This is a genomic window from Bradyrhizobium murdochi (assembly GCF_000472965.1).
GTDB classification, from domain to species: domain Bacteria; phylum Pseudomonadota; class Alphaproteobacteria; order Rhizobiales; family Xanthobacteraceae; genus Bradyrhizobium; species Bradyrhizobium murdochi.
Genome location: NZ_AXAU01000003.1, coordinates 142976 through 156578, shown reverse-complemented (window position 1 = coordinate 156578; position 13603 = coordinate 142976). Strand labels below are relative to the sequence as shown.

General features: G+C 63.4%; 16 protein-coding genes. 1 reads left to right on the top strand and 15 read right to left on the bottom strand.

Annotated features, from left to right (window positions below; all coding sequences use genetic code 11):
- Positions 1-88: 88 nt before the first annotated feature.
- From soxA to YUO_RS0111475, 9 genes are all read right to left on the bottom strand, one after another.
- Positions 89-862 carry a sulfur oxidation c-type cytochrome SoxA gene (gene soxA, locus YUO_RS0111515; protein ID WP_028347390.1) on the bottom strand — a complete coding sequence of 258 codons (774 nt, stop codon included), beginning with the start codon at positions 860-862 and terminating at the stop codon, positions 89-91.
- Entirely contained in the window at positions 859-1179 is a 321-nt protein-coding gene (gene soxZ, locus YUO_RS0111510) for a thiosulfate oxidation carrier complex protein SoxZ (RefSeq protein ID WP_028347389.1), read from the bottom strand. Before soxZ ends, soxA begins: the two co-directional genes overlap by 4 nt.
- Positions 1179-1658 (bottom strand): SoxY-related AACIE arm protein, encoded by a 480-nt coding sequence (locus YUO_RS0111505; protein ID WP_028347388.1) that lies wholly within the window; start codon positions 1656-1658, stop codon positions 1179-1181. Before YUO_RS0111505 ends, soxZ begins: the two co-directional genes overlap by 1 nt.
- Before the next feature lie 9 nt (positions 1659-1667).
- Entirely contained in the window at positions 1668-2105 is a 438-nt protein-coding gene (gene soxX / locus YUO_RS0111500) for a sulfur oxidation c-type cytochrome SoxX (RefSeq protein WP_051379383.1), read from the bottom strand.
- A 13-nt stretch (positions 2106-2118) separates the two neighbouring features.
- Positions 2119-3402 (bottom strand): NAD(P)/FAD-dependent oxidoreductase, encoded by a 1284-nt coding sequence (locus YUO_RS0111495; RefSeq protein WP_035726584.1) that lies wholly within the window; start codon positions 3400-3402, stop codon positions 2119-2121.
- A 12-nt stretch (positions 3403-3414) separates the two neighbouring features.
- The gene (locus YUO_RS0111490; protein ID WP_028347385.1) at positions 3415-3708 is read right to left on the bottom strand and encodes a c-type cytochrome; all 294 of its coding nucleotides are present in this window, start codon (positions 3706-3708) and stop codon (positions 3415-3417) included.
- A 53-nt stretch (positions 3709-3761) separates the two neighbouring features.
- Positions 3762-5948 carry a xanthine dehydrogenase family protein molybdopterin-binding subunit gene (locus tag YUO_RS0111485; protein WP_028347384.1) on the bottom strand — a complete coding sequence of 729 codons (2187 nt, stop codon included), beginning with the start codon at positions 5946-5948 and terminating at the stop codon, positions 3762-3764.
- 10 nt (positions 5949-5958) lie between these two features.
- Positions 5959-6408, bottom strand: a complete 450-nt coding sequence (locus tag YUO_RS0111480) for a (2Fe-2S)-binding protein (protein ID WP_028347383.1) — start codon at positions 6406-6408, stop codon at positions 5959-5961.
- 181 nt (positions 6409-6589) lie between these two features.
- Entirely contained in the window at positions 6590-7012 is a 423-nt protein-coding gene (locus tag YUO_RS0111475) for a MarR family winged helix-turn-helix transcriptional regulator (RefSeq protein ID WP_347335926.1), read from the bottom strand.
- Positions 7013-7109: 97 nt separating this feature from the next.
- Between YUO_RS0111475 and YUO_RS0111470 the strand changes: the two genes are divergently transcribed.
- The gene (locus tag YUO_RS0111470; protein WP_028347381.1) at positions 7110-7538 is read left to right on the top strand and encodes an anthrone oxygenase family protein; all 429 of its coding nucleotides are present in this window, start codon (positions 7110-7112) and stop codon (positions 7536-7538) included.
- A gap of 35 nt (positions 7539-7573) precedes the next feature.
- On the opposite strand, the gene YUO_RS0111465 is transcribed toward YUO_RS0111470, so the two are convergent.
- The 6 genes from YUO_RS0111465 to YUO_RS0111440 form a co-directional block, all read right to left on the bottom strand.
- Positions 7574-8965, bottom strand: coding sequence for an MFS transporter (locus YUO_RS0111465; protein WP_028347380.1), 1392 nt, complete (start codon positions 8963-8965; stop codon positions 7574-7576).
- A 132-nt stretch (positions 8966-9097) separates the two neighbouring features.
- Positions 9098-9886 (bottom strand): ABC transporter ATP-binding protein, encoded by a 789-nt coding sequence (locus YUO_RS0111460; protein ID WP_028347379.1) that lies wholly within the window; start codon positions 9884-9886, stop codon positions 9098-9100.
- The gene (locus YUO_RS0111455; RefSeq protein WP_028347378.1) at positions 9874-10929 is read right to left on the bottom strand and encodes a dihydrodipicolinate synthase family protein; all 1056 of its coding nucleotides are present in this window, start codon (positions 10927-10929) and stop codon (positions 9874-9876) included. Before YUO_RS0111455 ends, YUO_RS0111460 begins: the two co-directional genes overlap by 13 nt.
- 11 nt (positions 10930-10940) lie before the next feature.
- On the bottom strand, positions 10941-11765 hold the full coding sequence (locus YUO_RS0111450) for a GNAT family N-acetyltransferase (RefSeq protein WP_028347377.1): 825 nt from the start codon (positions 11763-11765) through the stop codon (positions 10941-10943).
- Positions 11752-12789, bottom strand: coding sequence for an NAD-dependent epimerase/dehydratase family protein (locus YUO_RS0111445; RefSeq protein ID WP_028347376.1), 1038 nt, complete (start codon positions 12787-12789; stop codon positions 11752-11754). Before YUO_RS0111445 ends, YUO_RS0111450 begins: the two co-directional genes overlap by 14 nt.
- A gap of 15 nt (positions 12790-12804) precedes the next feature.
- Positions 12805-13575 carry an ABC transporter permease gene (locus YUO_RS0111440; RefSeq protein WP_028347375.1) on the bottom strand — a complete coding sequence of 257 codons (771 nt, stop codon included), beginning with the start codon at positions 13573-13575 and terminating at the stop codon, positions 12805-12807.
- Between the last annotated feature and the right edge of the window lie 28 nt (positions 13576-13603).

Here is a 13603-nt window from a genome sequence, read left to right as displayed (position 1 = left end):
TGCGGAGCAAGCGTCTCGAAGGGCGAGGCCACAGTGGGGCCTCATGGTTCGAGACGCGCTACGCGCTCCTCACCATGAGGGGTTAGAGCTAGGGCCTAACCCCCGGCGCTTCCATCGCCATCCCGCGCGCCCGCGACATCAGGTATAACTCTAGTTCAACCAGTTCCGGGGCGCCGTAATCATAGGCCTGCGCGCGGATGCCGGTGATGCAGGCGCGCAGGCGTCGCTGCAGCGAGCCCAGCGATTGCCATTCCAGCCGGTAGAGCGGGTAGCCGGTCGGGTGTCCTTGTGTGATCGCGGCGCCGGCGAGCCGCTTGTCCCAATTGTCGTCATGGCAATTGGTGCAGCCGAGATTGAGCTGGCCCTGCCGTTGCATGTAGAGGTCGCGTCCTTTGGCGACGAACGGCGCGAGCTGCGGGTCGGCTCCGGTTTCGATCGGAGCGCCCTGTGATTGCCGCGCGACAAAGGCTGTCAGCGCCAGCAACTCGCGGCTCTCGAACGGCAGCGGCGTCGCCTGTTGGTGGTTGGTCCGGCACGAATTGATGCGTTGTTCCAGATCGATGGGGCGGCCGGTTGCCTTGTCGAACGCGGGGTAGCGGGCGGCCACGCCCTTCATGCTTGCGCGTGCATTGCCATGGCAATCGGCGCACGCTTTGTCGGCGGCGCCCGCCTTGCGGTTCCACAGTGTCTCGCCATTGAGCACCCAGAGCATGCCGGGATTGGCGGTGTCGTCGTCCTGCATCGTTTTTGTATCCGGCTTCATGAAGCTGTAGCCGGAACGGCGGTCGGCTTGCGGGATCTCGGCAGCTCCGACGGCGCCCACCACCAGCAATGCGGCGGCTATGGCGCCCAAAAATCTCATTCGACCGAGATCGAAGCGGAAGCGGTTTCAGAAAAACCCTTGTCGCCGATCCATTCGAACTCGAACTTGCCGCTTTCGGTCACGGTCGTGAAGAAGGAGAAGAACGGGTTGGCGGCGATCGCCGGGAATAAATCGGCGCGGAAGATTTCAGCGCCGTTAAAGCGGCAGGTAAAGCTCGTGATGATGTCGCGCGGCACAGCTTCACCTGACGCCTTATGGCGAAAGCCCGACTCCATGATGTGCGACATCAGCGTCTTGATCTCGATGATGTCGCCGCGTTTGGCGTTGGCTGGAACGTTGATCAGCGCGGAAGCCATCAGATCACCTCCTCGGTGCAGGCCGCCAGTGTCACCACGACGTCGACGCTGGCCGACCAGAACGACCCGTCCGATAGCTTGGCGATCGCGACGACCTTCTGGCTGTCGGTGAGACGAATGCGGGTCGAAACCTGCGCGCGGCCGGCATGAGAGCCGAGGTGGAAGTTGGCGACGTTCGGCTGCGGATTTTTCTCGTTGAAAATGTGGATGCTGCTGACGTGGTCCTCCGGCGCCATCGGGTGGGCGACACTCACAGTCAGCGGCACGGTATTGCCGTTCTCGACCAAGGGCGGCACGTCGAGTTTGACCTTGCCAGTTTTCACCGCAGCGCCGCCGGTGACGTTGCGGATGGCGGAGGCGAGCATCTCGGGCGTCGCCTCGGCAGGCCGAAGCGTGACGACGGGGACCGTGCCAAGCACGGCTGCCGCTCCGGCGAGGCCGAGAAACTGGCGGCGTGTCGAATTCGGTGGTGGATGCATCGGACCTTCCTATTCGCGTAAGCTTGCGAGATACGCCACGATATCCTCGATCTGTTCGGCCGACAGGATCGGCTTGCCGCGCCACAGTGTCCCGACGCGAGTGAGGCCGTCAACGCGGTAGTAGGACGGCATGATCGTCTCGGCATTGAGACGAGAGGCATCCACCAGCCGAAGCCGAAGCTGACCTTCGGACCAGCGGCTGCCGGAACCGGAAAGATCGGGCGCCAGGTCGCCCTGGAATTTCTGTTCGGGAAATGGGCCGTTGTGGCACAGGATGCAAGTGCTGGAACGTTCGACGACGAGGGCGCGGCCGCGCGTCGCATCGCCGGCCATGCCCGTCAGTGACTGCGGAATGGCATCGTCGATGACGGCATAGCTGCGGAGTTCCGTTGCGGCGGCGCAGCCGGGCAGCACGAGGAGAACTCCAGCAAGAATCGGATCCAACATGCGATAGGTGCGTCTAGCCAAAGACTTCCGCCGTAATGGTCGCGAACCAGGATTGCGCATAGTCGGCCTCGCGGGCGCGGAAATCGCGCGACGCCTCCAGCGGACTAACGCCGCCGGCGCCTTCAACGTCGGCAAGCAATCCGTTCTTCGGATGGTATACGCCGGCAATCGAGATGCCATAGTCGGGGGCTGCCAGACTGTAGCACGTATTGATCAGCTTCGGCGCGGCTGGCGATCCGCCGGCGACCAGGGTGGCAATCGCGTTTGCGCAAGTCTTGGCCTGCGCATTTGCCGAGAATGCGGATTTTGGCATCGCGCCGGCGAGACAGGCGTCGCCGATGACATGGATGTTTGGCGCCGATCTGGATTCGAAAGTGACAGGATCGATCGCGCACCAGCCGGTGTTATCGGTCGCGCCCGCAATAGCCGCGATGCGGCCGGCCCGTTGCGGCGGAATAACGTTGGCGACCTGGGCGGTGTGATTGCCGAAATCGGTGATCAGAGTGTTGGTCGCCGGATCGACGGCATTCACCTTACCGCCCTGCGATAGCGATATCCATTCGACCATCCCCGGGTAAAGCTCCTTCCAAGCGTTCTGAAACAGACGCTGCTTGGAGAAGGTATCTTTTGCGTCAAGGATGATCAGCTTCGAACGCGGCTTCTTGGTCTTCAGATAGTGCGCAATCAGGCAGGCCCGTTCGTAAGGTCCCGGCGGGCAACGGAAAGGATTGGCGGGAGCTGCGATCACCACCAGACCGCCATCGTCCATGGCCTCGAGTTGCTTGCGCAGCAACAGCGTTTGCTCGCCTGCTTTCCAGGCATGCGGCATCTTCGCCGCGGCGGCTTCGTCGTAGCCCGGCAAGGCGTCGAAACGCAGTTCGATGCCGGGAGACAGCACCAGCCGGTCGTAGGAGAGCGAGGTGCCGTCGGCGAGGCCCACGGTCCGCGCCGCTGCATTGATGGTCGTTGCTTCCAGCGCCACCACGGTGATGCCGCTGGCGGCGATCTTGTCGTAACCGAATTTTTGCTCCTCGATCGAACGCAATCCGGCGATGACATTGTTGCTGAACGGGCAGGCGGTGAAGGTCCGGTTCGGCTCGACCAGTGTGACCTGCAATTTCGGATCGATCTGTTTCAGCGCGCGCGCGCAACTCGCACCGCCGAAACCGCCGCCGATCACGACGATGCGCGCCGCGGATTGCGCCAACACGGGCAGTGGAGACGCCAAGGCCGTCACGGCGGCGGCCGCGCTGGCGCTACAGAACTTCCGGCGGCTGATGCGACGGCTTACGCCCATGCTGGCGGCCCCTTACTTTTGTGCAGCGAGCCACGCCGCCATCGCGCGCAACTCATCGTCGGAAAAGCCCTTGGCGATGCGGTTCATTACCGTAGCGGGAAGCGAGCCGTCGCGAAATCCAGCCATCGCGGTCGCGATCTCACCGGCGTCGCGGCCATTCAGCCGCGAAACGGACGAACCAGTCACCCCACCGGAGTGGCAGCCGGAGCAGGACGCCGCGCCGGGCGGGGGATCGGAAGCCGCAAGCACCGGCAGGCTCGACGCCATGACCGTTGCCAGCCCGATGACGGCACGCAAGGCTTTCATCAGAAATCTCTCGATGAGCGAGCGGCGGCCGGAGAGGCCGCCGCTCGTTAATGTCAGGCAAACGTGATGTTCTGGTCCTTCAGCGGGACCGAACGGATCCGCTTGCCGGTTGCCGCGAAGTAGGCGTTGAGCACCGCGGGTGCGGCGACGCCAATGGTCGGCTCGCCGACGCCGCCCCAGAAGCCGCCACTCGGCACCATGACGCATTCCACCTTCGGCATCTCGGCGATGCGCATGGAATTGTAGGTGTCGAAGTTGGTCTGCTCCATCTTGCCGTCCTTCACCGTGCAGCCGCCGTAGAACAGGGCGGACAGGCCATAGACGAAGGACCCTGCGATCTGCCGCTCGACCTGCGCTGGGTTGACGATATAGCCGGGATCGGTCGAGGCGACGATACGGTGCACCTTGATCTTGCTGCCCTCGGTGACCGAGATTTCCGCGGCACCCGCGACATAGCTGCCGTAGCCCATCACCTGCGCGATCCCGCGATAGACGCCTTGCGGCGCGGGTTTGCCCCAGCCGATCTTGTCGGCTACAGCATTGAGCACGGCGAGGTGCTTGGGATGCTTGCTCATCAGCTTGCGGCGGAATTCGACCGGATCCTGGCCCACCGAATGCGCCAGTTCATCCATGAAGCATTCCATGTAGATCGCATTCTGGTTGACGTTGACGCCACGCCAGAAGCCAGGCGGAACGTGCGGATTGCGCATGGAATGCTCGACCAGGAGATTCGGCACGGAGTAGCCGATCGCCGCGTCGCCAGAAGGACTGAGGCCCTGGAACGCAGCCGTATCCATGCCGTTCACCAGCGCGGCCGGACGCACCGTGTAGAGGATCGACTGGCCGGACAATCGCACATGTAGCGCCGTGAGATTGTTGTCGGCATCGAAGGCTCCTGTCAGCTTGCATTGCGTGACCGGATGAAACTTGCCTTGCGCCATGTCCTCTTCGCGCGACCACAACAGCTTGACCGGGGTGCCCGGCATCTCCTTGGCGATCAGAACCGCTTGCCGGACGTAATCGGTCATGCCGCGGCGGCCGAAACCGCCGCCGAGGATAAGCTTGTGCACCTCGCATTTTTCGGCCGGCAATCCCGACGCTTCGAGCGTGGCGGCAAATGCCGCTTCGCCGTTCTGCGTGCCGCACCAGACCTCGCATTTATCGGGCGTATAGAGCGCGGTGGCGTTCATCGGCTCCATGGTCGCGTGATTCTGGTATGGATAGTTGTAGACCGCCTCGACCTTCTTGGCGGCGCTTGCAATCGCTGCCTTGGCGTCGCCGTTCTGGTTGCCGATATAGGCTGGCTGCGAATTGTCGAGGCCTTCGGCCAACCATTTGGCGATCGACTCGCTGGAGACTTTGGCGTTCTCGCCTTCGTCCCAGACGATCGGCAGCGCATCGAGCGCGGTCTTGGCGTGCCACCAGGTGTCGGCGACGACGGCAACGGCGCTATCGCCGACCTTTACCACCTTCTTGACGCCTTTCATGCCGGTGATCTTGGCCTCGTCATAGCTCTTCAGCTTGCTGCCGAAGACCGGCGCATCCTTGATCGCGGCGTTGAGCATGCCGGGCAGCTTGACGTCCATGCCGTAGATCATCGCACCCGTGGTCTTGTCGACGGTGTCGAGCCGCTTGACGCCCTTGCCGGCGATCTTCCAGTCCTTGGGATCCTTCAGCTTGACGTCCGCCGGCGGCTCAAGCTTCGCCGCGGCTTCAACTACCTTGCCGTAGGTCGTTGTCCTGCCCGACGGCGTGTGGGTGATGATGCTATTGGCCGCGGTGCATTCGGAGGCCGGCACCTTCCACTGGTTTGCTGCTGCCTGCACCAGCATCACGCGCGCGATGGCGCCGCCCTTGCGGACATAGTCCTGGCTGGAGCGGATGCCGCGGCTGCCGCCGGTTGAGAAATCGCCCCACGGGCGCTTGCGTGCGACACTTTGACCGGGCGTCGGATATTCGGTGACGACTTTGGACCAGTCGCATTCGAGTTCTTCGGCGACGAGCTGGGCGAGGCCGGTGAGGGTGCCCTGGCCCATCTCCGAGCGGGCGACGCGAATCACAGTCGTATTGTCGGGGCGGATCACCACCCAGACGTTGACTTCGGGTGAGCCGTCGGCAGCACGGACCACGGTCGGTCCGCCGAAGGGAATATCGAGACCGATCGCGAGGCCGGCGCCGGCGGCAGCCGTGCCGATCACAAAGCTGCGGCGATTGAGTTTGGGCATGACGTGCTTGTTCATGGCGTTCCCCTCAAGCGTTCGCGGCGGCGTGGATCGCCTCGCGGACCTGCTGGAAGGTCCCGCATCGGCAGATATTGGTGATGGCCTCGTTAATATCTTGGTCGGTCGGCTTCGGATTTTCCTTGAGAAGGGCTGCGACCGCCATGATCATGCCGCTCTGGCAAAAGCCGCATTGCGGGACGTCGTTAGCTACCCATGCCTGCTGCACCTTGTGCAACGCGCCTTCTGAGGCGAGACCTTCGATCGTGGTGATCTGCTTGCCGACGGCCTCGCTGACCGTCATGCCGCAGGAGCGCATCGCGACCCCGTCGACGTGAACTGTGCAGGCGCCGCATAGTGCAATGCCGCACCCATATTTGGTGCCGGTCAGCCCGACATTCTCCCTGATAGCCCAGAGCAGTGGCGTGTCATCTTCGACGTCCACATTGATTGTTTTGCCGTTTATTGTGAGGTTTGCCATCGCATGTCCCTTTTTGAGTCCAATTCGCCAATTGAACCGGGCGCGATGTGATCCGAGAAAATAGAACAGTTCAAATCAAGAAAACGCGCACTTGACGAACGGGAAGAAAGTCGATTCGCCGGTGTTGCGCCAGGTTTCCGCAACCTGGCCGATCGGGTGTCCCTTCGTTCGGGGATAGAGGCTAGACGGACTTATCAAGGCGCTCGCTCAGCAGCTTCGTGACACGGGTCATCGCGGCGAGCTCTTCGGGACTAAACCCCTTCGCAAGGGCATTTGCCCACGGAACCTGGAGCGCGCTGGCGGTTTCGAAGGTATCCTGCCCACGCCTGGTTAGCGCGACGAGGTGCGCCCGGCGGTGATTCGGATTGGGCCGCAGCTCCACGAGGCCCTCCTCTGCCATCTCGTTCACAATGCGCTGAACTCCCTGTCGATTGAGTCCCATGCTGCGCGCAAGCCAGGCCACCGGTTGCGGACTTGGCGCAAGCGCGATTGCGCCCAGCACCTGCCAGCGCGCGCTGGTGAGGCCGAGGTCCGAAACAAGCCGATCACCGGCCGCGAGCAGGCGTCCATTGAGGCGAAACACGGCGAGAACCAGCTCGGTCAAAGCCTGACCGCCGGGCGTATGTCTTTTCGTTGTCATTTGACAAATAGTATCCAAAATGACAACATATTGTCAATCAGAAACGAGTGTGGAGTGAATAATGTTTGCAGGACAGCTTGCAATGGTCGTCGCGGCGGCGTTCGCCGGTGCCGCCTTCTTCATCAACTTCGCCGAACAGCCGGCGCGTCTCGGCCTCGATGACCGGAGCCTCTTAAGGCAATGGAAGCCCAGCTACGCGCGCGGCTTTATGATGCAGGCGAGCTGCGCAGTCATTTCCGGCGTGCTCGGCTTGACCGCTGCCTGGCTGACGCGGGATTGGCGCTGGATCGTCGGCGCGTTGCTCATTCTCGCCAACTGGCCCTATACGCTGATCGGCATCATGCCGACCAACCGCCTGCTGAACGCTATCGACGAGAAGGACGCCGGCCCGCAGTCACGTGCGCTGATCGTGAAGTGGGGAGGGTTGCACGCGGTCAGAACGGGTCTTGGGATCGCGGCAACGCTGGCTTATCTTTGGGCGCTCAACTAGGCGCAGTAAACCGCGGGCGTGCCCCCGCGCAGCGATCATGTCCGTTCTGCGTCCACGGTCAGACGCAGGAAACTCATCAGGCTTCCGAGCGCGGCAAATCCGGCGCCGAGCATCAGCGCGACCGTCGCGCCGTCGTGACCGGCCAGCCCAAAGCAAAGAGCCGCGAGCGCGGCGCCGAGTGTCTGCCCGGTCAAACGAGCGGTCGCGACGATGCCGCTCGCGCTGCCACTGCGGTGCGGCGGCGCGCTCGACATCAGCGCCCGCAAATTCGGCGTTTGAAAGAAGCCGAATCCGATTCCGCAAATCACCGTGCGCCAGACGATGTTGGCAACGCTAGGATCGGAAGGCAGCGTTGCCAGCAGCGCCATGCCGATGCCGAGCAATACCAGCCCGAGGCCGCCGAGAATGCCGACGGGATAGCGATCGGAGAGCCGCCCCCCGATCGGCGCCATGATCGCCACCACCAGCGGCCAGGGCGTCATGAAGAAGCCGGTCTCGACCTGGGAGCGGTGCAGCACGTCCTCGAAGTAGAAGGGCAGCGAAACGAAGGCCAATCCCTGCACCGCGAATGTGCAGACCGATGTGGCGGCCGATAGCGCAAACATCGGCCGCCGGAACAGGTCGATCGGCAACATCGGCGCCGGATGATCCGCATCCCGTCGGGTCATGATCCAGCCGAGCAGCAATGCCGCGCCAAGCGCCACTCCGACAAGGACGGGCGGCGCCTGATGTGCCGCGCTGCCGATGCCGATGATGAACAGCCCGAGACAGCTTGCGGTCAGCGCTGCGCTCGCAAAATCGAACGCGTGTTTCGCGCGCGGCGTTTTGGGCAAGGTCTTCAGGCCGATCCAGATTGCGATCAGGCCGAAGGGAAGGTTGATCGCGAACAGCCACGGCCACGTTCCGATCGCAAGGATCGCGGAGGCAATGGTCGGACCGAAGGTGAATGCCGTTCCGACCACGAGCGCGTTGTGGCCGAAGCCGCGCCCCAGCATGCGCGTCGGATAGACGAAACGGACCAGCGCCGCATTCACGCTCATGATGCCGCTGGCGCCCAGCCCCTGCAGCGCCCGCGCCGCCGTCAAGCTCGGCAGCGACCATGCCAAGGCGCAGCCGAGCGAGGCCAGCGTAAACAGCACGAGGCCGCCGATATAGATCCGCTCATGACCGACGATTTCGCCGAGTGCGCCGAGCGGCAGCAGCGTCGCGACCAAGGCAATCTGGTAGATATTGACGACCCAGACCACGTCGGCCGGGCTGACATGGAGGTCGGCCGCGATGGCGGGCAGCGCGATATTGGCGATCGCGGTATCCAACGAGGCCAGCGCCAGCGCGGTGAAGATCGCCGCCACCGCCCAGCGCCTGAGTTCGGGAGGCAGGCCGTCGATGGGTGCGGCGGATGGTTTGGGGGCTAAGTCTGCGGACATTCTGTCGGGCTCTCCACGCCGGCGCGGACGCGCCCTAGCGTGGCGTGTACTACGGACGCCGCGCTGGCCACAGGCGCTCAGTTTGCATGATGCGTATGCGAGGCGGGCCGGCGAAGTCCTGGCGCCTGCAGGCTACGTCCCCGGGCTCAATCCCAGCCGCGCGTAGATTCGCCGCGCATAGGCGCCGAACTCATCCGTGGTCTTGATCGGCAATGCGCGGGGAAATGGCAACTCGATCGGGAAATATTCCGCCATTCGCGCTGGACCTGCGGTGAGCACGGCGCAATGCGAGGCGAGGAACACCGCTTCCTGGATCGAGTGCGTTACGAACAGGATGGTCTTGCCGCTTTCGCGCCAGATCCGCAGCATTTCGAGGTTCATCTGCTCGCGGGTCAGCGCATCTAGCGCGCCGAACGGCTCGTCCATCAGGATCAGTTTGGGATCGTGGATGAAGGCGCGGGCGATGGCCGTGCGTTGCTGCATGCCGCCGGACAATTGCTGCGGATACTTGTCTTCATAACCGGCGAGGCCGACCAGGTTGAGCAGATCGCGGGCGCGGCTCCGCGCGGCTTTCATCGGCAGGCCGACGATTTCAGCCGGCAGCAGCACGTTGTCCAGAATGGTTCGCCATTTCAGCAGCAGGGCCTGCTGGAACACCATCCCGATGTCGCGCGCCGGATCAAATGGCGTTCTCGCATTACCGATTTTAATCGTGCCGCCATCGGCGTCATGCAATCCGGCCAGGATCTTCAGCACGGTGGTCTTGCCGCAGCCGGACGGGCCGACCAGCGAAACCAGTTCGCCTTCCTTGACGTCCATGGTGACGTCGGAGACGGCGAGGAATTCCGTAGCCCTCGACCGATAGACCTTGCGGACGTTGCGCAGGCTGATGAAGGGCTCGTCTGCCGTCATGCCAGCCATTTCTGCAGGTTCGCCTTAACGAAGGCGTCGTCGGAGAGATCGGCATGCTCGCGGCAGACGCGGTCGATCTCCTGCATCTGGCCCGGGCTCAGCCCTTCGGCGGGATCGAGACACCAGAGACCTTGCATCAATCCCTGCCGCCGCAGGATTTCGTGGCAACCGGCAATGCAGCCGTGAAAATTGTTGGCAACGTCGAAGAACGCGCTGTTGCAATCGGTGACACGCGCGTCGAGCGCCAAGAGATCGGCCGGCACGGTGTCCTTGCCGCGTGCCGCCTTGCACATCTCGAACTGCCTGATCGCGCTCGCGGTCCATACCGACCAGTGCCCGAGCAGGCCGCCCTTGAAGTACGCTCGCGTGGTGACGCCCTTGTCGCGCAGGTCGAACGGCAAAGTGAGGTCAAGCAGGATGTGATCGTCGTTGCCGGTATAGAGCGCGACGCGGTCAAGCGCGTTCGCCGCAGCCACCCCACGCAGCACGTCCAGCGTCCGATAGCGGTTGAACGGCGCGATCTTGATTGCGATGACGTTATCGATGGCCGCAAAGCGCTTCCAGAAATCGGTCCTGAGGATCACGCCGCCGACGGCCGGCTGCAAATAGAAGCCGACCAGGGGGATCTCGCGTGCCACTGCCTCGCAATGCGCGATGATCTCCTCCTCGGATGCCGATTTCATCGCAGCCAGGCTGAGCAGGCCGGCGTGGTAGCCGATGCCGCGTGCCGTTTGCGCCTCTGCAACAGCCTGCTGGGTCGGACCGGCCAGGCCTGCGACCATCGCGACCGGCCGTTTGGTCCATGAAGCGGCGGTCTCGGCCGCCAGCTCCAGCACCGGACGGTACATGCCGACGTCGCGGATCGCGAATTGCGTGGTGTGCACGCCCACGGCCAATCCTCCGGCGCCAGCATCGAGGTAATAGCGCGTCAGCGCCCGCTGATGCCGTACATCGAGTGCGCGGTTGGCATCGAGCGCGAGCGGATGCGCCGGAAGCACGGTGCCGTCGGCGATCAGCTTTCGAATCTCGGCCTTGATTTCGCTATGATGCATGGCGGCTGTTCCTATCCGAATTCCGGGCCGGCGACGGCGAACGGCGGTTGCGCGGGCGAGGCGGTCGCGGAACCAAAGCGCATGCGCTGAAACGGGCGCTCGATATTCCAACCCGAGCGAACGAGACCGTTCAAAAACGCATCCTGAGAATGAACGGCGTCGATCAGCCAGGGGCCGGTTTCGGAGGTAGTGATGACGTCGACCAATGCCAACGCCTGATCGGCATGATCGGCCAGGACTGGACCGATGTGCCGTGCGGTGCGTCCATCGCGGATCAGGGCCATGGCTCGAGCATCCGACACGATGCGAGAACCCGGGCGCGCAGCAAATTCCGACAGCAATGTGCTGCGGTCGAATCCCATGGCGCCGCCATCGCGCGCGGCCAGGGCTTCGAGGCTGCCGGCCGCCAGCGGCCTTGTCGCTGTGGTGCCTTGCGGCTTTTCCAGCCGCAGTCGCCGCAATTGCAGCGTCGGCGCAAAGCCGAGCGGACCATAGACGGTCGCGCCAGCCGGCGTAGCGTCGAGCCAGGTTGTGAGCCCGCGCCGCGCGGCCGCTTCCAGACAGGTATCGACGAGCCTGGTCGCAAGGCCGCGGCGGCGAAAGTTGGCTGTCACCAGCACCATGCTGATCCAGGCATTTCCCGCCGAGTAGGGCAGCAGCGCCGCCGTCGCCACCAACCGGTTGCCGTCGCGCGCGCCAAATACGACCCCTTGGCTCAGGAAAAAACGCCAGTCGGCTTCGTTCTGGTTCCAGCCGGCTTCGGTCGACAGCACGAGCCCGGCCTTCGCATCGCTGACATCGAGTTCGACGATGTCGATGGGCTCAATAGCGGCCATCGCGCACCTCGTATTTGGTGGGTTTGCCGAGGCTCGGCATCGATCGCGACACCCAATCGGCGGTCCAACTGATGAGCTGCTCGGTATCGACGATCGGCAAGCCGAATAGTTTCACCGCCTGCGACGTGTCGGTGAGCCACGCCGTTGGCTCCTCTTTGCCGACAATCACGGGCGCGCGGCCGAAACGCTGGCCGAATTTCGCGGCGAGATCGCGCACCGCCAGGATCTCGTGGCCACTGACATTGATCGGCGAGGTCGGCGTATCGCAATGCGCCAGACAGCGCAGCGCCTGCGAGGAAGCGTCGCCTTGCCAGATGAAATTGACATGGCCGAGGCTGACGTCGATCGGCTGGCCCTGCAGCACCTTGCTCGCGATATCGTGCAGCACGCCGTAACGCATGTCGATCGCGTAGTTCAGCCGGAACAGCCGTCCGGGCGTTCCATGCTTGCGTGAGAAATACTCGAACATACGCTCGCGCCCGACGCAGGATTGCGCATATTCGCCCGGCGGATCGGGCGCCATATCCTCGGCCGAGCCCTTGCCGTTGACCGGCACGAACGGATAAACGCAGCCGGTCGAGAACGCGACGATACGCGAGGTCGCAAAGGCCTGCGCGACCAGGGCGGGGACGTGCGAGTTCATCGCCCAGGTCAGCGAGAGGTCGCCCTCGGCGCCGAACTTGCGTCCGGCCATGAAGACGATATTCGGAATTTTCGGGAGCGCCTTGATGGCACTTTCGTCGAGCAGGTCGCAATTGATGGTCTCGACGCCGCGCGCCTGCAGCCATTCCTTGACGGCGGGATCGCTGAACCGGGCCACGCCGATCACGCGGCGCTCCGGCACGGCCGCCTTGGCAAGGCCGGCCAGCGTCGGCCCCATCTTGCCGCCAACACCAAGGATCATGATGTCGCCGTCGACCTTGCGCAGATCGTCGATCAATGCCTGGGTCGGGCGGCACAGTAATTCGTCGAGAGCTGCGGTGTCAGCAATCGTTGCGGGCAGGGTATCGCGGGTCAGCAGCATGTTTCTTCTCTGATCTTATTGCAGCCGGATGTCACGGACGACGAACATCCGCTCTAAGCCGAGCACGAGCCCATACAGCGCCACACCGAGCAATGTCAGGAGCACCACCGCCATCACCATCGCCGGCGTATCGAGCGAAGACTGCACCTGGATCATGAGGTAGCCGAGCCCCCGCTCGGAGGCGATGAACTCACCGACAATCGCGCCGGCAACCGCCAGGATGGCGCCGACTTTCATTCCGGAAAACACGTAAGGCAACGCACCCGGCAACTGGATCTTTCGAAACAGCGTCCACCGCGAACCGCGCAGCGACTTCACGAGATCCAGCAGGTCCGGTTCCACCTCACTCAATCCACGCGCAGTGGTGAGCAGGATCGGAAAGAAGCAAATCGAAAACGCAATCAGGATGTTAGGCAAGATGCCGTAGGAAAACCAGACGATGAACAGCGGTCCCAGCGCCACTTTCGGGATCATGTTCAGCGTCACGAACAGCGGCAGCAGCAGAAGGCTGATCAGCGGCGACCAGGTGAACAGCACGGCCAGCATGATGCCGACCAGCGCGCCGAGGCAAAACCCGCCGAGAATTTCGATGGCGGTCACCGCGAGATTGGAGGGCCAGGCATAGCTGGGAGAACCCAGCGTCGCGACGGTCGCGAGCGGCGAGGGCAGAATGAATTTCGGCACCTGGAAGGCGTCGACCAGAACCTGCCAGAGCACGATCACGGCCAGATGCACGATCAGGATGATCGCGAAAGAACGTGCCGATCCGCCGTCACCGCTGAACACCCGTGCGCTCCCTTTGGATGCGCGGCCG